The organism is Agrococcus sp. GW821-FHT14H11 (assembly GCF_058803545.1).
In genome coordinates this window covers 221,868-240,979 of record NZ_JBXAPA010000004.1, presented here as the reverse complement: position 1 = coordinate 240,979, position 19,112 = coordinate 221,868, and the positions used below count along the sequence as shown (strand labels likewise).

Below are 19,112 nucleotides of genomic sequence, written 5' to 3'. Positions count from 1 at the left end.
GCTCATGCGAGCACCTCCTCGATCTCGTCGACCGCGATCCTGCGGCCCGTGAAGAACGGCACCTCGTCGCGCACGTGCAGCCGCGCCTCGACGGCGCGCAGCTCGCGCATCATGTCGACGAGCTCGACGAGCTCGTCGGACTCGAGCGGCAGGATCCACTCGTAGTCGCCCAGCGCGAACGCCGAGACGGTGTTCGCGAGCACGCCGCGGTAGGCGGCGCCCGCGCGGCCGTGCTCGGCGAGCATGCGGCTGCGGTCCTCGGCCGGCAGCAGGTACCAGTCGTAGGAGCGGTTGAACGGGTAGACGGTCACCCAGCGCTTGGGCGCGATCCCGCGCATGAACCCGGGCACGTGCTGCTTGTTGAACTCGGCGTCGCGGTGCACGCCCATGGCGCTCCACACCAGCGTCGTGCCGGCGAGCTCGCGCGAGCGGCGCACGCGGCGCATCGCCGCCTGCAGCGCCTCGGGGCGCGTGCCGGCGGTGCCGTGCAGCCAGACCATGACGTCGGCGTCGGCGCGCATGCCGGAGACGTCGTAGATGCCGCGGGCGATGATGCCCTCGGCCTCGAGCGCGGCGAGCTCCTTCTCGAGCGGCGCGCGGCCGCCGTTCGCGGCCGGGCCGCCGCGGCGGTGCACGCTCCAGATGGTGAAGCCGTCGTCCTGCGCCTCGGCCTGCCCGTGCTCGTCGGGCTGCTCGTGGTGGGCGTGCTCGTGCTCGCTCATGCCTCTCCTCGGTCGTGTGCGGTCGCGGTGTCGTCGGCCGCGGCGCCGGGGGCGCCCGCGGTGTCGTTCGGGGCGGATGCGCCGGCGGATGCCCGCGCGTCGTCGCCGTCGGGCGCGGGGCCGGCGGCCCCCTCCTCGGGGGCGACGTCGTCGGTCCAGGGCCTCCCGGGCTCGACGAAGCGCTCCCGCCGGATGCCGAGCGCGGCGGCGCGGGCGTCGGGCACGACCTGCGCGAGGCCCGTGCCGGCGACGGCGGCGCCGACGACGAGCAGCTGCTCGTGCGCGGCCGCGGCCGCGCGGATCGCCCGCTGCCGGGCGGCCGCGCCGACGACGCTCGCCGGCTGGCCCTGCTGCCAGCGCACGCGCGCGGCGGCGACGGGCTCGGGCAGCTCGCGGCCGAGGATCGCGCGCGCGTCGGCGAGCGCGAGCGCGACGGCCGCCGCGTCGTCGAGGCCCTCGGTCGCGGGCGGGGTGCGGCCGGAGCCGTAGCTGAGGCGCACGACCTCGCGGCCGCCGGCGGCCTCGCGCAGCCACGGCCACTTGGCGCTCGAGTGGGTCATCGCCTTCGCCCGCACCGCGGGCGCGTCGCCGGCGACGAGCACGCCCGTGCCGCGCGGGTCGCCCTCGATCGCGCCGGCGGGCAGCACGAGCGTGACGAGCTCGACGGTCACGCCGCCCGCGTCGGCGGCGAGCCCGGCGAAGCCGTCGACGCCGGCGAGCACGCGCAGCGCCTCGGCCTCGGGGAGCGCGACGACCAGCGACGACGCGTCGAAGCCGCCCGCATCCGTCTGCACGGTCCAGCCGGTGCCGGTCGGCTCGGCGGCGAGCACGCGCACGCCCGTGCGCAGCTCGGCGCGGTGCTCGCGCGCCCGCTCGGCGAGCGCGGCGGTGAGGCGGTGGATGCCGCCGCGGATGCCCTGCACGGCGCTGCCCGGACGGCTCGCGTTGCTCGGGGCGGCGTCGCCGCGCGCGACCGCGGCGGCGCGCTCCTCGAGCACGACCGCCACGGCGCCCGAGAGCGATCCGGCCTGCGTGAGCGCGTTGTTGAGGCCCGGCGCCACCGTCGCGACGTCGAGCAGGTCGGGATCGGCCGAGTAGACGCCGCCGGCGAGCGGGCCGACCAGCCGGTCGAGGGCCTTCCTCCCCATGCGGCGGCGCACGAGCGGGCCGAGCGCGTCGTCCTTGCCGATGCGCAGCACCGGCATGAGGCGGTCGAGGTAGGCGCGCACGGCGCCGCCCCAGCCGAGCACGTCGATGACGTCGCGCGCGAGCGGCGACGAGGGGATGCCGAGCAGCGTGTGCTTCGGCAGCGGCACGGCGCGGTCGGCGAGCTGCAGCCAGGCGCCGGCCGGGTTGGGGCTCACGATGTCGTCGCCGAGGCCCAGCTCGCGCGCGAGCTCGGCGACCGCGCCGCCGCGGGTCGCGAACGACTCCGCGCCCGCGTCGAGCGCGAGGCCGTCGACCTCGATCGGGCTCGCGACGCCTCCGAGGCGGTCGGAGGCCTCGAGCACGAGCACCCGGTAGCCGCGGGCGGCCAGCTCGTGCGCGACCGTGAGGCCCGCGACGCCCGCGCCGGCCACGATCGTGTCCCAGCGCTCGGCGCCCGCGCCGCCGGGCGCATCCGCACCCCCGGCGGGCGCGACGCCGGCCTCGGGGCCGGGCTCAGCCCCGGTCACGTCGGTCACCGCGCATGCACCGCCTGCACGATGCGGGTCAGCACCGCGGGGTCGGCCGTCGGCGGCACGCCGTGGCCGAGGTTGAACACGTGCGCGCGGGCGACGGAGCCGGCGATGAGCACGTGGTCGATCGCGGCCTCGACGATCTCCCACGGAGCGCCGAGCACCGCCGGGTCGAGGTTGCCCTGCACGGTCACGTCGGCGTCGATGCGCTCGAGCGCCTGGTCGAGCGGCACGCGCCAGTCGACGCCGATGCAGTCGACGTCGAGGTCCATCGCGCCGTAGAGCTCGCCCGCCCCGACGCCGAAGTGCACGAGCGGCACGCGGCGGCCGGATGCGTCGGTCAGGTGGCGCACGGCGTCGAGCGCGAGGCGCGAGGCGGGAGCGACGTGCTCGCGGTACTGCTCGAGCGGCAGCGAGCCCGCCCACGAGTCGAACAGCTGCGCGGCGCTCGCGCCCTGCTCGACCTGCGCGCGCAGGAAGCGGCCCGTGACGTCGGCCGCCCAGCGGGTCAGGGCGTCCCACGCGTCGGGGTGGGAGCGCATGAGGGTGCGCGCCTCGAGGTGGTCCTTCGACGGGCGGCCGGCGACGAGGTAGGCGGCGAGCGTGAAGGGGGCGCCCGCGAAGCCGATGAGCGGGGTCGTGCCGTCGCCGATCTCGGCGAGCCCCGCGATCGTCTGGCGCACGCCCTCGCGGATCGGCTCGAGCGCCTCGTCGAGGCGGGCCGGGTCGAGCGCGACGAGGCGCTCGACGTCGGCGGGGGTGCGCACGGGCTCGGCGACGACCGGACCGACGCCGGGCTCGATCGTCACGTCGACGCCGACGAGGCGCAGCGGCACCATGATGTCGCTGAAGAAGATGGCCGCGTCGACGCCGTGGCGGCGCACCGGCTGCAGCGTGATCTCGCTCGCGAGCACCGGGTCGAGGCACGTGTCGAGCATGTCGCGGCCCTGGCGCAGCGACCGGTACTCGGGCAGCGAGCGCCCCGCCTGCCGCATGAACCACACGGGCGTGACCTCCGGGCGGTCGCCGCGGTAGGCGCGCACCAGGCCGGAGGCTCCGGTGCGGGTGTTGAGCGGGTGGGTCTCGGGCAGCGCAGGCATCGCATCCATTGTCCCACCTCCGCGCTGGGGGCGCTCGCCCGCCGCCGACGGGGCGGGCTGGGGGACGCGGTAGGATGGTCGGGTGCTCATCTGCCTGACGGCGAGTCACAAGAACGCCGACTTCACAGCCCTCGAGGCCCTGTCGTCGGCAGACGCCGCGCAGCTGCCCACCTCCTTCGCCTCGCACCCGTCGATCGACGGCGCGATCGTCGTCTCCACCTGCAACCGCTTCGAGGTGTACCTCGACGTCGACGCCGACCGGGACGAGGCGCCGGGCATCGCGCAGACGGCCGCGACGGATGCGCTCGGGTTCCACCATCCCGAGACCCTCGAGCCGCTCGTCGAGGGCCGCGCCGCCGAGCACCTGTTCGCCGTCGCCGCCGGCCTCGAGTCGGTCGTCGTCGGCGAGGGCGAGATCGCCGGCCAGGTGCGCCGCGCGCTGCAGTCGGCGCAGGACGCCGGCACGACCTCCCCGAGCCTCGAGCGCCTCTTCCAGCGCGCGTCCGAGACGCAGCGCGGCATCAAGAACCGCACCGGCATCGGCGAGGCCGGCCGCTCGATCGTGCGCCTCGCCCTCGACCTCGCGAGCGCCCGCGTCGACTTCACCGGCGCGCGCGTGCTGCTCGTCGGCACCGGCCGCTTCGCGGGCGTCTCGCTCGCCGAGCTGCGCCGCCGCGGCGCCCAGCACATCGAGGTCTGGAGCCCCTCCGACCGCGGCGCCGGCTTCGCCCGCAGCCACGCGATCGGCTACGTCGACCCGCGCGACGCCGCGCTCGCCGCCGCGACGGCCGACGTCATCGTCACGTGCGCGAGCGCCGACCACCACGTGGTCGACGCCGCGCTGCTCCGGGCCGGCCGCGAGCGGCTCGCCGCGACCCACGCCTTCCCCGGCTCCGCCGTGCAGCCGCACGACGCCTCCACCTGCCCCGTCGCGCTCGACCCGACCGCCGAGGGCTGCCCGCTCCACGCGGGCCCCGGCGCCGAGTGCCCGGTCGACCACGGCCGCGCCTCGCAGCTCGTGATCGACATGGGCATGCCCCGCAACGTCGACCCCGACGTCGCGACCGTGCACGGCGTCGAGGTGCTCGACCTCGAGACGATCCGCCTGCACGCGCCGCTCGAGCACCTCACCGCCACCGAGGACGCCCGCCACCTCGTGCGGAAGGCCGCCGCGCGCTTCGAGCGCGGCACCGCCGAGCGGCAGCTCGGCCCCGCGATCGCGGCGCTGCGCGAGCACGTGCAGCGCGCGATGGACGCCGAGCTCGCCCGCATCGCCAAGCGCGGCACCGAGGAGGAGCGGCGCCTCGCCGAGCAGGCGCTGCGCCACTTCGCGGGCGTGCTGCTGCACAAGCCCACCGTGCGGGCTCGCGAGCTCGCCGCCGAGGGCAGGCACGACGACTTCCTCGCCGCGATCCAGGCGCTGTACGGCATCGACGACGTCGCGTGAGCGGTGGAGCTGGGAGGAGAGGCCCTTTCGGGCCTCTCCTGCGGCCCCAGCTCCGGGCCCCGTCCCGGGGCCCGGGCCCGCGCGACAGCCACACGTGACCGAACCCTTCGAGTCCGGCGGCGAGCCGGCCTCCGGCGCGCACGGCATCCTGCCCGCGACGCCCATCACCGGGCCCGTCGAGACCGTCGACAGCCCTGCACGACGCCGGCGCTTCGTCGACCTCGCGCCGCTCCGCGCCTCACCCGCCTTCGCCAGGCTCTGGATCGGCAACGCGATCAGCGGCATCGGCGCGCAGATGACGGTCGTCGCCGTCGGCCTGCAGATCTTCGACATGACCGCGAGCACGATGATGGTCGCCCTCGTCGGCGGCATCGCGCTGCTGCCCATGGTCGTCGCAGGCCTCTGGGGCGGCATGCTCGCCGACGCCTTCGACCGGCGCGCCCTGCTCATCGCCTCGAGCCTCACCGGCTGGGCCGCGGTGCTCGGCCTCGTCGCGCTCTCGACGTGGGATGCCGCGCTCGTCGCCGAGGGCGGCCGCGCACCGGTGTGGCCGTTCTACGTGCTCACGACGATCAACACCGTCGCCGCGACCATCTCGGGGGCGACGCGCAGCGCCGTCACCCCGCGCATCCTGCCCGCCCACCTCCTCTCGCGCGCGGCCGCGCTCAACGGCATCGCGATGGGCACCATGCTCACGCTGGGCCCCGCGGCCGCCGGCGTGCTCGTCGCGACCGTCGGCCTGCCGATCACGTTCGCGATCGACGCGGCGCTCTTCACCGCCGGCTTCCTCGGCGTGCTCGGCCTGCCGCGCCTGCCCCCGCTCGGCGCGGTCGCGAAGCCGGGCCTCGCGTCGCTGCGCGACGGCTACCGCTTCCTGCGCCAGGCGCGCAACATCCGCATGTCGTTCGTCGTCGACATCATCGCGATGACGTTCGGCCGGCCCTACGCGCTGCTGCCCGCGATCGGCGCCGTCGCCATCGGCGGCGGCCCCGTCACGGTCGGCGCCCTCACCGCCGCGGCCGCCATGGGCACGCTGCTCGCGAGCCTCTTCTCGGGCCCGGTCGCGCACATCCACCGCCACGGCGTCGCGGTCGCGCGGGCCATCGCCGTCTACGGCGCGTTCGTGCTGCTGCTCGGCGCCGTCATCCTCGCCATGGCGCTCGGCTGGGGCGGTCCGGTCGCCGCCGAGTGGCCGCAGGTGTCGTGGCCGGCGCTCGCCGTCGCCGCGATCGCGATGGCCGGCATGGGCGCGAGCGACGAGATCAGCGCCATCTTCCGCTCGACCATGATGCTCACCGCCGCGCCCGACGACATGCGCGGCCGCACGCAGGGCCTGTTCACCGTCGTCGTCACCGGCGGCCCGCGCATCGGCGACCTCTACGCGGGCCTCGCGACCACGCTCGTGGCGCTCTGGGCGCCGCCGCTGCTCGGCGGCATCCTCATCGTCGTGCTCATCGCCGCCGTGACGCGCGCGCAGCGCTCGTTCCTCGCCTACGACGCGCGCCGGCCGACCCCCTAGCGCCTCGGCGGCGATGCCGCTCAGCGGACGCGCACGGCCTGCGGCACTCGTGCGCCAAGGCTGAGGGCGCCTTGCGGGACGCGGTTCTGTAACAGGACTAGTTTTGGGCCAGCCGCACCGCACAGCGATCGGAAGCCCATGTGTCACGAGCAGAGCAGGGGTGTCGGGAGACCGCCGCTCCTCCACACCGAGCTCGTGGCGCTCTCTGCTCCGACGCAGGTCTGGTCGCACCGCGACGGCACGATGGGCGGCAACACCGCCCACGGCGTCTACCACGGCGACTGGCGCTACGTGCGGGGCGTCGAGCTGCTCGTCGACGGCGCGCCCGTCGAGCACATCACGACCGCAGACGAGGCCGACTGGGTCGTCTTCCACGCCGTCGCCCGCGACCTCGACGCGCGCGCCCCGGCGGCTCGCGTCATGGTCGAGCGGATGCGCGAGGTCGCGCCGGGCGCGGTCGTCGAGCGGGTGACGATCGTCAACGGCCGCGACGTGCCCGTCGACGCCGCGGTCGAGCTCGTCTGCGACGTCGAGCTCGCGCCGATGTGGACGGTGCGCGCCGGGGATCCGCGCCCGGTCGAGCTGCGCATCCGCATCGAGGACGGCGTCGCGATCGCCACCGACGGCACCCGGGTGCTGCGCTGCACGAGCCGCGGCGGCGAGCTGCGCGTCGAGGGCAGCCGCGTCATCGCCTCGCGCCACAGCGTGGTGCTGCCCGACGACTGGGCGGGCTTCGCGCTCGAGCTCGAGCTCGACGACCCGACGCTCGCGGTGACCGGCACGCCCTGCCCCGCGCCGTGCGCGGGCGTGCGACCGACCGGCCGGGCCGCGCTCGACCGCTGGGCCGAGCGCGCCGTGACCGACCTCGAGGACCTCCTGCTCGACGCCGGCCACGGCGCGTTCCCCGCCGCGGGCGCCCCCTGGCACGTGACGATGGTCGCGCGCGACGCGCTCATCGCCTCGCGGCTGCTGCTGCCCCTCGGCACCGACCTCGCCGAGGGCACGCTGCGCACGCTCGCCGCCCGGCAGGGCGTGCGCACCGACCCCGCCACCGGCGAGGAGCCCGGCCGCATCCTGCACGAGCTGCGGCAGGACTCCATCGAGCTGCCCTGGATGGGCGTCGAGCTGCCGCCGGTCTACTTCGGCTCCATCGACGCGACGCCGCTGTGGATCGTGCTGCTGCACGACGCCTGGCGGGCGGGGCTGCCGCTCCAGGCGGTGCGCGAGCTGCGCCCCTCGCTGCACGCGGCGCTCTGGTGGCTCGACAAGCGCACGGGCGACGGGTTCCTCAGCTACCCCGAGGAGTCGGGCACGGGCCTCGCGAACAAGGCCTGGAAGGACTCCCCCGACGCCATGCGCTTCGCCGACGGCGGCATCGCGACCGGCTCGCTCGCGGTCGCCCAGGTGCAGGGGCTCGCGGTGCGTGCCGCGGTCGGCGCAGCCGACCTGCTCGACGCGCTCGGCGACGGCGGCGAGCGGTGGCGCGGCTGGGCGGAGCGGCTGCGGGAGCGCTTCCGCGCGGCCTTCTGGGTCGAGCACGGCCGCGAGCGCTTCCCGGCCCTCGCGCTCGAGGCCTCGGGTGCCCAGGTCGACGCGCTCACCAGCGACATCGGGCAGCTCATCGGCACGACGCTGCTGTCGGCCGAGGAGGAGCGCGAGGTGGCCCGCCTGCTGCTCGACCCGCGGCTCTCGTCGGGCTTCGGCCTCCGCACGATGGCGACCGACGCGGGCGGCTACTGGCCGATGTCCCAGCACTGCGGCGCGATCTGGCCGCACGACACGGCCGTCGCGATCGAGGGCCTGCTGCGCGCGGGGCTCGGCGCGGAGGCCGCGGCACTGGCCGAGCAGCTCGAGCGGGCGGCGGATGCGTTCCAGGGCCGGATGCCGCAGCTGTACGCCGGCTACGGGCTCGACGATACCGCCGCGCCGATCCCCGTCCCCGGGGCGTGCTCGCCCCAGGCGTGGAGCGCGGCAGCCGTGGTGCCGGTGCACCAGGCGCTCACCGCGCGCGCCGCGAGCGCCGTCGGGCCGATCGCGGTCGAGCGGCACCTGCACGCGCTCACCCCGCTCGCGCCGAGCGCGCCGGAGCCCGCGCGCGACGCCGAGCCGGCGCGCGCGCAGCGCGTCGCGGCCGGCGGCGCCGTGCGCCGCGAGCACGCGTACCTGCGGCCCGTGGAGCCGGATCGGTCGCCGCCTGAGCTCTGGGGTCCGGAACGAGGTCTCGTGACGCGGGCGGCTTCGCCGCGCGCTCCTCGACCTTGACGCCTGCGGGCGCAACGGCGGCTCGGCCGCCATTGCGCCCTCCGGCGTCAACCCTTCTCGCCGCCCTCCGTCGTCGACATGATGCGCTTCTGGAAGATGAAGAACATCACCGCGACCGGGATGGTCATGAGCACCGCCGCCGCGAGCTTGAGCGGGAACTGCGTGCCCGAGCCCAGCTGCCCCGACACGAGCGAGCCGACACCGGTGGTCAGCGTGTGCAGCTCGGGGCTCTGGCGCGAGATCACGAAGTGCGAGAACTCGTTCCACGACCCCTGGAACGACAGGATCGTCAGCGTGATGAGCGCCGGCATCGCCATCGGCAGCGTCACCGACCAGAAGGTGCGGAAGATGCCCGCGCCGTCGATGCGGGCCGCCTCCTCGATCGACACCGGGATCGAGTCGAAGAACTGCTTCATGATGAAGATGCCGGCCGCCGTCGACAGCAGCGGCAGGATCATGCCGCCGTACGTGTCGTAGAGCCCGAGCTCCTTGATGACGAGGAACCGCGGGATCATCAGCACGACCGACGGCACCGCGAGCACCGCGATGAACAGCGCGAAGATCGTGTTCCTGCCCCGGAAGCGCAGCCGCGACAGCGCGTAGCCCGCGAGCGAGTCGAAGAACACCCGGAAGACGGTCACGACCACCGTGATGAAGGCCGAGTTCGCGGCCCACCGCGGCAGGTCGGTGCCCGTGAACAGGCGCTCGTAGGCGGCGAACGTGAACGTCTGCGGGATGAGCGCCATCGGGTCGGCGTTCGCCTCGGCATCCGTCTTGAACGATCCGCTCACGGCGATGATGAACGGGTAGATGTACAGCAGCGCCAGCACGACGAGGATGACGTAGCCGATGATCAGGCCGGCGGAGACGCGCTCCTTCACGTGAGACCACCTCCTCCCTGGGGACCGGCATCGAGCCGGATCGCGCCCTCGGCGAGCGGGCGGTCGCCCTCGGCGTCGTCGCCCTTGCGCCGCTTCCTCCCCATGCCGGTGGTGTCGCGGTCGGCGAGCACCCAGCGCTGGATGAGGGTCATCAGGATGATGATGAGGAACAGCACGAACGCGATCGCCGCGGCGATGCCGGGCTCGTTGTTCTCGAACGCCTGGTTGAAGGCGAGGTAGGCGGGGCTCGTCAGCGTCGGCGCCGCGGGCGTGCCGCGCGTCAGGTAGACCTGATCGAACACCTGCCAGGTGCCGATGAGGCCGAGCGTCAGCACGGTGAAGAGCGTCGGCTTCAGCATCGGCAGCGTGACGGAGAAGAACGTGCGGATGGGTCCGGCACCGTCCATCACCGCGGCCTCCCCGACCTCGGCGCCGATGTTCTGCAGCCCGGCGAGGAAGAGCAGCATGAAGGTGCCCGAGGTCGTGAACACGGCGAGCGTGATGAGCACGCACTGCGCGACCGACGGGCCCGCGATCCAGTCCCAGGCGGTCACGCCGAGGAACCCCGGATCGGACCAGCCGGGCGGCGGCCCCGTCAGGCCGACGCGGCCGAGCAGCAGGTGGATGACGCCCCGCGGGTCGGCGAACCAGTTGGGCCCGTTGATGGAGAACCAGGCGAGCACGCGGTTCACGACGCCGGTCGCGGCGAAGAGGAACAGGAACACGCCCGTGATCGCGATCGACGAGGTGACGGAGGGGAAGTAGAACGCGGTGCGGAAGAAGCCCTTGGCCTTGAGCATCCGCCGGTTCACCTGCACGGCGAGGAACAGCGCGAGCGCGGTCTGCAGCGGCACGACGAGCAGCACGTAGAAGACGTTGTTGCGGATCGAGCGGCCGAAGAGCTCGCGCGTGAGGGTCTGGTCGGTCGTGATCGCGGCGTAGTTGTCGAGCCCGACGACCTCGACGTTCTCGTTGAACAGCGGCGAGTTGCGGCCGTTCCAGTCGGTGAACGACACCCACAGCGCGAGCGCGATCGGCGCGACGAGGAAGACCCCGACGATGATGATCGCGGGCAGCGTGAACAGCCAGCCGGCGGCGGTCTCGCCGCCGCGCGTGCTCCCGCGCCGCTTGCGCGGCGCGGGAGCGACGGCGGGGGCGCTCATCAGCCCTGGGACGCCTGGTAGGCCGCCTCCAGCTGCGACTGCACCTGGTCGAGCACCGCCTGCGCGTCAGCACCCTGGAGGGTGGTGATGGCGTTGTTGAACTCGCTCGTCACGTCCGCGGCGCCCGCGAAGGCCACCGGGCTCACCGCGTAGTCGGCACCGGCCACGAAGGCCGCGTTCTCCGGGTAGGTCTCGGCGTAGGTCGCCGCGGCCGACTCGGTCGACGGGATCACGCCGAACGCCTCGGAGAACTCGAGCTGCTGCTCGTCGCTCGTGAGGAACGCGACGAGCTCCTGCGCGGTCTCGGCGGTCTCCTGGCCCTCGGGGATGCCCCAGCAGTTCGAGAACGTGAACGTCCCCGGCCCCGCCGGTCCCTCGGGCAGCTCGACGACCTCGAACTCGACGTCCGGGAAGTCGTTCTCGAGCGCGCCGCGGATCCACGGGCCCTCGATCACCATCGCGGCCGCGCCGGTGCCGAAGGCCTCGCCGCCCCAGCCGGCGTTGAGGTCTGCCGGCCACTTGAGCGAGCCGGCCTCGAGCAGGCCCTGCACGTACTCGAGCGCCTCGACGTTCTCGGGCGAGTTCGCCGTGATGGTGTCGCCGTCCATGAGGCCGCCGCCGGCCTGCTCCATGAAGACGCCGAGCCTGGCGTACTCCGGGCCCATCGACAGGCCGACCGTGTCACCGGTCGTCAGCGCCTCGGCAGCCGCCTGCAGCGACTCCCAGTCGGTCGGGATGTCGGCGTCGGTCAGGCCCGCATCCGCCCACAGCTGGGTGTTGATGACGAGGCCGAGCGTCGAGAAGTCCTTCGGCGCGCACACGAACTCCCCCTCGTAGGAGAAGGCCTCGACGAGCGCCGGGTAGAACTCGCCCGCGTTCTCGAGGTCCATCGCGTACGGCTCGAGGTAGTCGTCGCTCGCATAGGTCTGGAACTGGTCCCAGCCCATGTAGAAGACGTCGGGGGCCGAGTCGCCCGCGAAGCCCTGCGCGAGCTCCTGGTTGAGGTCGGATGCGGCGATGACCTCGACGTCGGTGCCCGACTCCGCGGCCCACGCGTCGGCGGCGGCCTGCACGGCTGCCGTCTCGGCGTCGCCGGAGGAGCCGATGAGCATGGTGAGGCTCTCGGCGGCCGGCGCCTCGGCGCCGTCCGTGGCACCGGCGTCGCCGCCGCCTCCCGAGCAGGAGGCCAGGGCGAGGGCGAGCGCGCCGGCGAGGGCGACGCTGCCCAGCTTGCTGTGTCGCATGGTGGTTCCTTTCAGGTGGGGGACTGTCCCCGGTCAGCGGCGGAGGGGATCCCCCACCGGTCGTGGCTGCGCCGGATGAGGCGCGGCCGGACGATCGTGGTGACGGCGCCGGGCTCGGCGTCGAGGGCCGCGAGGGCCGCCGCGGCGACCTCGTCGAGGCTCTGGTCGATGCTCGGGAAGCCGATGCCGGCGGCGAGCGAGGTGTTGTCGAAGCCGATGATCGGCAGGCTGCGGCCGCGCTGCGCGGCGGCGCCGATGGCGCCGGTGGCGAGCGAGTCGGAGGCGCACACGAGCGCGTCGACGCCGCGCTCGAGGAGCGCGCCGGCGGCGCCGACGGCCTCGTCGAGCCGGTCGGCGCAGCGCTCGGTGAGCGCGTCGAGCTCGCCGTCGTCGAGCCCCAGGCCCGCGCGCATCGCCGCCGCCCAGCCGGACCGGCGGTCGTCGCCGGAGCCGCTGCCGGTCGGCCAGCCGATGAAGCCGATGCGGGTGAGCCCGGCGTCGAGGAGCGCCTCGGTGGCCGCGCGGGTGCCGGCGGCGCCGTCGACATCGACCCACGAGTGCTCGGGCGCCGGCCCCCACGGCCGGCCGAACGCGACGAAGCGCATCCCCGCAGCGAGCAGCGCGGGCACGCGGGCGTCGCCGGCGTGCGTGCCGGTGAGGAGGAAGCGGTCGGCGACCCGCTGGCCCGCGAGCCCACGGATCTTCTCGACCTCCTCCTCGTCGGTCGCGGCGGTGAAGAGCACGACGTGCTGCCCCTCGGCGTCGGCGCGGAACGTGAGCTCGTGCAGGAAGCGGTCGAGCAGCGACGAGGCGATGTTGTCGGCGACGGGCTCGATCCGCAGGCCGATCGTGGCGACGGTGCGCTGCCGCAGGCGCCGGGCCTGCAGGTTGGGCGCGTAGCCGAGGGCCTGCACGGCCGCGAGCACGCGGTCGAGGGTGGCCTGCTTGAGGAGCGCGGGGTTGTTCAGCGCGTTGGAGACGGTCTGCACCGAGACCCCGGCGTGCGCGGCCACGTCGGCGAGCGTCGGTGCCATCCCCACTCCTTCGTGACGAACCGGAGATCCGGTATTGGATCGTTCCAACTGTGACGGTAGCGTATGCCCCGTCCGATGGGAACCCCGACCGGGAGGCGCACATGCGCGACGACACCGCTGCTCCGACGCACGGCAGGCAGCCGCTGCTCAACGACGCGCTGGTGGTGCTGACGGCGCCCACGCAAGCGTGGTCCGACGCCGCGGGCGACCTCGGCGGCGCCGCCATCCACGGCGTCTTCCACGGCGACTGGCGCTACGTGCGCGGCCTTGCGCTGCGCGTCGCGGGCGAGCCCGTCGAGGCGACCGGCACCGCCAGGTCGGCCGACCGTGCCTCGTTCCACGGCGTCGCGCGCGCGATCGACGACGACACCCCCGACCCGCGCGTGCTCGTCGAGCGGATGCGCGAGGTCGCCCCGGGCGCGCTCGTCGAGCGGGTGCGCATCGCCGACGGGCTCGCGCATCCGATCGAGGCCGAGGTCGAGCTCGCGCTCGACGCCTCCTTCGCCGAGCTCTCGTCGGTGAAGTCCGGCGCGCCCCGGCCCGTCGCGCTCACGTGGCGCGAGACGCCGACGGGCCTCGAGGCGACCGATGGCACGCGCACCCTCGCGGTCGCCGCGCCCGGCGCCGAGCTCGCGCGCGACGGCGACCGGGTGGTCGCGAGGTGGCGGCTGCACGTGCCCGCGGCCGGTGCGGCCGAGGCGGCGCTCGAGCTGCGCCTGACCGACCCGACGACGGTCGTCGGTGCCGCATCCACCGCCCCGCTCGGGCAGCTGCCGCCGAGCGGCGACGCCGCGCTCGACCGCTGGGCGGCGCGCGCGCTCGAGGATCTGCAGGCGCTGCTGCTCGACGCCGGCCAGGGGCCGTTCGCGGCCGCCGGCGCGCCGTGGTTCATGACCCTCTTCGGCCGCGACACGCTCATCACCGCGCGGATGCTGCTGCCCCTCTCGCTCGAGGTCGCCGAGGGCACGCTCCGCACGCTCGCCGCCCGGCAGGGCACGACGACCGACGCGACGACGGCCGAGCAGCCGGGCAAGATCCTGCACGAGATCCGGCAGTCGACCTTCACGATGCCGGGCGAGGGCATCTCGCTGCCGCCGGTCTACTACGGCACCATCGACGCGACGCCGCTCTGGATCGTGCTGCTGCACGAGGCCTGGCAGGCCGGCCTGCCGCTCGACGTCGTGCAGGAGCTCCGGCCGGCGCTCGAGGCGGCCCTCGGCTGGCTGCGCGACCACGGCAGCCCCGACGACTCCGGCTTCCTGAAGTACATCGACGAGACCGGCACGGGCCTCGCGAACCAGGGCTGGAAGGACTCCGGCGACTCGATCCGCTTCGCCGACGGCCGCATCGCCGACGGTCCGATCGCGCTGTGCGAGGTGCAGGCGCAGGCGTGCCAGGCCGCTGAGGGCGGCGCGGCGCTGCTCGAGGCGCTCGGCGATGCCGCGGGCGCGGAGGAGTGGCGCGGCTGGGCAGAGCGGATGCGCGAGCGGTTCCGCGCGGCGTTCTGGGTCGAGCGGGGCGGCGAGCGGTTCCCCGCGATCGCCCTCGACGGCTCGGGCACCCCGGTCGACGCGAAGACGTCGAACATGGGGCAGCTGCTCGGCACGTCGCTCCTGTCGGCCGAGGAGGAGGCCGCGGTCGCGCGCCTGCTCGTCGACGAGCGCTTCGCGTCGGGCTGGGGCCTGCGCACCATGGCCTCCGACGAGGGCGGCTACTGGCCGCTGTCGTACCACTGCGGCTCGGTGTGGCCGCACGACACGGGCGTCGTCATCGAGGGGATGCTCCGGGCGGGCCTCACGGCCGAGGCCCGCACCCTCTCGGCGCAGCTCGTGCGCACGGCCGACGCCTTCGACGGGCGGCTGCCCGAGCTGTTCGCCGGGTTCGGCGCCGACGAGGCGGCGACCCCGGTCGCCTACCCGGCGTCGTGCCGCCCGCAGGCGTGGAGCGCGGCCGCGGTCGTGCCGGTGCACCGCGCGCTCGCGGCGCGGTAGCCCGGCTCAGCCGCCGATGCGCTCCTGGGGCGCGTCGGCGACGCCGTCCTCGTTCATGTCGGCGCTGCGCGCCTGCTTCGCATCCCAGCGCAGCAGCGGCGCCGCGAGCACCGCGGCGAGACCGGAGCCGATGAGCACCGCGAGCTTCGCCGCGTCGGTGCGCGCCGCGTCGTCGAACGAGAGCTCGGTGATGAGCAGCGAGACGGTGAAGCCGATGCCCGTGAGCAGCGCCACCGGCAGCAGGTCGCGCAGGCCGATGCCGTCGGGGAGCCGCAGCGGCGTGACGCGCGTGACGATCGCCGTGATGCCCAGCACCCCGATGAGCTTGCCGATCACGAGGCCCGCCGCGACCGCGAGCAGCACCGGCTGCGCAGCGAGCTCGGCGAAGCCGCCGCCGTCGGCGACCGAGACGCCCGCCGAGCAGAACGCGAAGACCGGCAGCGCGATCGCGGTCGACCACGGGCGCACCGCCGCCTCGAACCGGTGCGTGCGGGTCTCCGACTCCCCCAGCACGGGCTTCGCGGGCACGACCGCGCCGAGCAGCACGCCCGCGATCGTCGCGTGCACGCCCGACTCGTGCATGAGCCACCACGCGACGAGCGCGATGGGGATGAGCAGCCACCACCGCGCCCAGCGCGACCGCACGACGAGCGCGAAGACGGCGACCGCGAGCAGCGCGCAGAGCAGCGCGAGCAGCTGCACGCCCGCCGTGTAGAAGATCGCGATCACGACGATCGCGAGCAGGTCGTCGACGACCGCGAGCGTGAGCAGGAAGGTGCGCAGGCCCGTCGGCAGGCCGCGCCCGAAGATCGCCAGCACCGCGAGCGCGAAGGCGATGTCGGTCGCCGCAGGGATCGCCCAGCCGGTCAGCGCCTCGGTGTCGCCGGCGGCGAGCACGATGCCGACGTAGACGAGCGCCGGCAGCACCATGCCGCCGACCGCGGCGAGCACGGGCACCGCCGCCTGCCGGGGGTTGCGCAGGCTCCCGGCGACGATCTCGTGCTTCAGCTCGACGCCGACCACGAAGAAGAAGATCGCGAGCAGCCCGTCGGCCGCCCAGGTGGCGACGCTCAGGTCGAGGTGCAGCGCCGCCGGCCCCACGGTCGTCTCCATGAGCGCGGCGTACGCGTCGCGCCACGGGGAGTTCGCCCAGATGAGGGCGACCGCGGCGGCGACGAGCAGCAGCGCGCCGCTCGTGGTCTCGAGGCGCAGGCTCTGCGCGAGCCGCTCGCGGCGGCGGATGGGCGGGGTGGGCTGCATGGCGCTCCTCTCGGCACCGCCGAGCCGGTTCGCTCAGCGGGACGCCGACCAGGCTTCCCGGCACACCGGGTCCAGGGTATCGCGGTATCGCGGGGGCGGCACCGCCCGCTGCGCAGCATCGACCTGCGTGCAGCAGGTCTCGGTACGCCGGGCTGCGCCCGGCTACTCGACCTTGAGCGCGCAGGGCGCAACGCGGCGGTGCCGCATTGCGCCCTGCGCGCTCAACCCTTCGCAGACCCCGCGAGCAGGCCCCTGACGAAGTACCGCTGGAGTCCGAAGAACACGAGCAGCGGCACGACGAGCGACACGAACGCGCCGGCGGTGAGCCGCTCCCAGTTCTCGCCTCGGGAGCCCGCGAGCTCGGCCAATCGCTGCGTGAGCGGCGCGGTATCCGGTGTGCCGGAGGAGAACACGAGCGCGACCAGCAGGTCGTTCCAGACCCACAGGAACTGGAAGATCGCGAACGATGCGATCGCCGGCGTCGCGAGCGGCAGGATGATGCGGAAGAAGATCTGCCCGTGCCCTGCGCCGTCGACGCGCGCGGCCTCGATGACGTCGGCGGGGATCGCCGAGATGAAGTTGTGCAGCAGGAAGATCGCCAGCGGCAGGCCGAAGATCGCGTGCGCGATCCAGACCGGCAGGAACTGGCGCTCGCTGATGAACGGCACCGCCTCGTGCAGCGCGTCCTGGAACGGCTGCAGGAAGGTCACGAACAGCTGCAGCAGCGGGATGAGCGCCATCTGCAGCGGCACGATCTGCAGCGCGAAGACCACGACGAAGAGGGTCGACGAGCCCTTGAACTTCACCCAGGCGAAGGCGTAGGCCGCGAGCGCCGCGAGCACGAGCGGGATGATCGTGCCCGGGATCGCGATCGCGAGCGAGTTGACGAAGTACTCGCCCAGCTGCGGCGACGACGCCGAGCCCGAGAAGAGCACCTCGCCGTAGTTCGCGAGCGTCAGCTGCGGGTCGCCGAAGAACGTCCACCAGCCGGTCGTCGCGATCTGCCCCGCGGGCCGGAACGACGACAGCAGCAGGCCGAACGTCGGGATGGTCCAGATGACGGCGATGATGAGCGCCGCGATGGTCGCGCCCGGGCTCGTGAGCCTGCGCTTGACGCGGTCGGACCGCGTCGTGCCGCCGAGCGACGCATCCGCCGACTTCGGGGTGATCTCGGGGTCGGGGGTCACGGCAACGGAGCTCATCGGATCGCCTTCTGCTGGTTCAGGACGCGGATGTTGTAGACGACCACCGGCAGCACCATGATGAACAGGATCAGCGCCAGTGCCGCGCCTCGACCCGGCTCGCCGGATCGGAACGCCTGCGTGTACATCTCGTTCGCGACGACGGAGGTGTTGAAGTTGCCCGCGGTCATGGTGCGGACGATGTCGAACACCTTGAGCGTCGCGATCGAGATGGTCGTCACGACGACGACGAGCGACGTGCGGATGCCCGGCACCGTGACGTTCGCGAAGCGCTGCCACGGGTTGGCGCCGTCGATCTCGGCCGCCTCGAGCTGCTCGGTCGGCACGCCCTTGATGGCGGCCGAGAGCACGACCATGGCGAAGCCGGTCTGGATCCAGATCATCACGACGATGAGCGCGAGCGTGTTCCACGGGCTGTTCTGCAGGATCTGCTGCGGCTCGCCGCCGAACCACACGATGACCTGGTTGACGAGGCCGATCTGCTCCTGCTCCGGGCCGCGGTAGGCGTACATGAAGCGCCAGATGATGCTCGCGCCGACCATCGAGATGGCCATCGGCATGAACACGAGCATCTTGTAGACGCGCTCGCCGCGGCTCTTGTCGATGAACACCGCGTAGGCGAGGCCGATCGCGGTCGACAGCAGCGGCACGAGGATGACCCACACGACGGTGTTGCCGAGCGTCACGAGCGCCTCGGGCTGCGTGAACATCCAGACGAAGTTCTCGATGCCGTTGAACGTGCCGCTCGCGTCGGTGAACGCGAGGACGGTCGTGCGGATCGCCGGGTAGACGAGGCCGACCGTCAGCAGCAGCGCCGCCGGCATGAGGAACACGAGCATCGGCTTCGAGTCGTCGTGCTGGTCGGCGAGGTAGCCGAGCACGCCGACGATGCTGAGCGCCGCGGCGGCGGCCCACGGCCAGACGCCGATCGGCTGCTCGCGGCCCTGCTCGAGCACGAACGCGACGGCCACGACGGCGACCGCGGCGACGAGCCAGGCGATGAGCCGCACGTGGCGGCGGATGCGGTCGGGGAGGAACGCGATGGCCGCCGTCGCCAGCAGCGCGGCCGCGAGCGGCCAGCCGACGATGGGCGCCGCGAGCACGAGCGCGGGGGTGACCCAGTCGAGCGCGGGGATGCTCTCGGCCATCTGGGCGAGGATGACGAGCGCGATGACGAGCGCCGCGCCGAGCAGCCGCATGACGGCGCTGCGCACGCGCGGGGCCGCCGGCTGCAGGAGCCGGTCGAGCAGCCACTGCAGGACGACGACGGCGATGCCGGCGACGCCGACCAGGATGGCCGCGTTCGTCAGCTCCTGCGTCATCCACGGCACGGCGCCGTAGAGCACGCGGGCCAGGATCGCGACGAGCGCGAACGCCGCGATCAGGATCACGCGGGGGCGCAGCCCCTGCTTGATCGCCGCGCCCCAGCTGGCCATGCGCGGCTTGTCCTCCGGGCGATCCAGGAACGCCAGCAGCAGCGCCATGACGACGCCGAACGCCGCCAGGCCAACGAGCGCCTGCATCACCTTGCCGATGAGATCCATCGTGCTCATGCGTCACCTCCGGATGCAGGTGTGGGGGGGGCGAGGGGGGCCCCCCCCCCGGGGA

General features: G+C 74.2%; 14 protein-coding genes. 4 read left to right on the top strand and 10 right to left on the bottom strand.

The window, feature by feature from the left end; translation table 11 throughout:
* Nucleotides 1–2: 2 nt before the first annotated feature.
* From hemQ to hemE, 3 genes are read right to left on the bottom strand one after another with little or no spacing between them, the layout of a single operon-like run.
* Nucleotides 3–722 carry a hydrogen peroxide-dependent heme synthase gene (hemQ, locus tag AC1RNL_RS06565; protein WP_128189525.1) on the bottom strand — a complete coding sequence of 240 codons (720 nt, stop codon included), beginning with the start codon at nucleotides 720–722 and terminating at the stop codon, nucleotides 3–5.
* Complete coding sequence (gene hemG / locus AC1RNL_RS06560) at nucleotides 719–2,407, bottom strand: protoporphyrinogen oxidase (RefSeq protein ID WP_492934761.1); 1,689 nt, start codon at nucleotides 2,405–2,407, stop codon at nucleotides 719–721. Before hemG ends, hemQ begins: the two co-directional genes overlap by 4 nt.
* Nucleotides 2,404–3,501 (bottom strand): uroporphyrinogen decarboxylase, encoded by a 1,098-nt coding sequence (hemE, locus tag AC1RNL_RS06555; protein ID WP_128189526.1) that lies wholly within the window; start codon nucleotides 3,499–3,501, stop codon nucleotides 2,404–2,406. Before hemE ends, hemG begins: the two co-directional genes overlap by 4 nt.
* 82 nt (nucleotides 3,502–3,583) lie before the next feature.
* On the opposite strand from hemE, the gene AC1RNL_RS06550 reads away from it, so the two are divergent.
* From AC1RNL_RS06550 to AC1RNL_RS06540, 3 genes are all read left to right on the top strand, one after another.
* Nucleotides 3,584–4,948, top strand: coding sequence for a glutamyl-tRNA reductase (locus AC1RNL_RS06550; protein WP_492934760.1), 1,365 nt, complete (start codon nucleotides 3,584–3,586; stop codon nucleotides 4,946–4,948).
* Between the two features lie 94 nt (nucleotides 4,949–5,042).
* On the top strand, nucleotides 5,043–6,467 hold the full coding sequence (locus tag AC1RNL_RS06545) for an MFS transporter (RefSeq protein WP_492934759.1): 1,425 nt from the start codon (nucleotides 5,043–5,045) through the stop codon (nucleotides 6,465–6,467).
* A 195-nt stretch (nucleotides 6,468–6,662) separates the two neighbouring features.
* Entirely contained in the window at nucleotides 6,663–8,729 is a 2,067-nt protein-coding gene (locus AC1RNL_RS06540) for a glycogen debranching N-terminal domain-containing protein (RefSeq protein ID WP_492934758.1), read from the top strand.
* A gap of 47 nt (nucleotides 8,730–8,776) precedes the next feature.
* Here AC1RNL_RS06540 and AC1RNL_RS06535 read toward each other — a convergent pair whose 3' ends face one another.
* Genes AC1RNL_RS06535 through AC1RNL_RS06520 form a run of 4 tightly spaced genes read right to left on the bottom strand, consistent with a single transcriptional unit; the run spans nucleotide 8,777 to nucleotide 13,051 of the window.
* Nucleotides 8,777–9,610 (bottom strand): carbohydrate ABC transporter permease, encoded by an 834-nt coding sequence (locus AC1RNL_RS06535; RefSeq protein ID WP_246992771.1) that lies wholly within the window; start codon nucleotides 9,608–9,610, stop codon nucleotides 8,777–8,779.
* On the bottom strand, nucleotides 9,607–10,773 hold the full coding sequence (locus tag AC1RNL_RS06530) for a carbohydrate ABC transporter permease (protein ID WP_246992773.1): 1,167 nt from the start codon (nucleotides 10,771–10,773) through the stop codon (nucleotides 9,607–9,609). Before AC1RNL_RS06530 ends, AC1RNL_RS06535 begins: the two co-directional genes overlap by 4 nt.
* Entirely contained in the window at nucleotides 10,773–12,017 is a 1,245-nt protein-coding gene (locus tag AC1RNL_RS06525; RefSeq protein ID WP_364193424.1) for an extracellular solute-binding protein, read from the bottom strand. The genes AC1RNL_RS06530 and AC1RNL_RS06525 overlap by 1 nt, the downstream gene beginning before the upstream one ends.
* An 11-nt stretch (nucleotides 12,018–12,028) precedes the next feature.
* Complete coding sequence (locus tag AC1RNL_RS06520) at nucleotides 12,029–13,051, bottom strand: LacI family DNA-binding transcriptional regulator (RefSeq protein ID WP_492934757.1); 1,023 nt, start codon at nucleotides 13,049–13,051, stop codon at nucleotides 12,029–12,031.
* 101 nt (nucleotides 13,052–13,152) lie between these two features.
* Between AC1RNL_RS06520 and AC1RNL_RS06515 the strand changes: the two genes are divergently transcribed.
* Nucleotides 13,153–15,042 (top strand): amylo-alpha-1,6-glucosidase, encoded by a 1,890-nt coding sequence (locus tag AC1RNL_RS06515; RefSeq protein ID WP_492934756.1) that lies wholly within the window; start codon nucleotides 13,153–13,155, stop codon nucleotides 15,040–15,042.
* A 6-nt stretch (nucleotides 15,043–15,048) separates the two neighbouring features.
* Here the strand turns inward: AC1RNL_RS06515 and nhaA are convergent, their stop codons facing one another.
* The 3 genes from nhaA to AC1RNL_RS06500 all read right to left on the bottom strand — a co-directional run bounded on the left by nhaA (nucleotide 15,049) and on the right by AC1RNL_RS06500 (nucleotide 18,652).
* The gene (nhaA, locus tag AC1RNL_RS06510; RefSeq protein ID WP_364193415.1) at nucleotides 15,049–16,302 is read right to left on the bottom strand and encodes a Na+/H+ antiporter NhaA; all 1,254 of its coding nucleotides are present in this window, start codon (nucleotides 16,300–16,302) and stop codon (nucleotides 15,049–15,051) included.
* A 221-nt stretch (nucleotides 16,303–16,523) separates the two neighbouring features.
* On the bottom strand, nucleotides 16,524–17,504 hold the full coding sequence (locus tag AC1RNL_RS06505; protein ID WP_128189531.1) for a carbohydrate ABC transporter permease: 981 nt from the start codon (nucleotides 17,502–17,504) through the stop codon (nucleotides 16,524–16,526).
* Entirely contained in the window at nucleotides 17,501–18,652 is a 1,152-nt protein-coding gene (locus tag AC1RNL_RS06500; RefSeq protein WP_146355316.1) for a carbohydrate ABC transporter permease, read from the bottom strand. Before AC1RNL_RS06500 ends, AC1RNL_RS06505 begins: the two co-directional genes overlap by 4 nt.
* Nucleotides 18,653–19,112 lie beyond the last annotated feature (460 nt).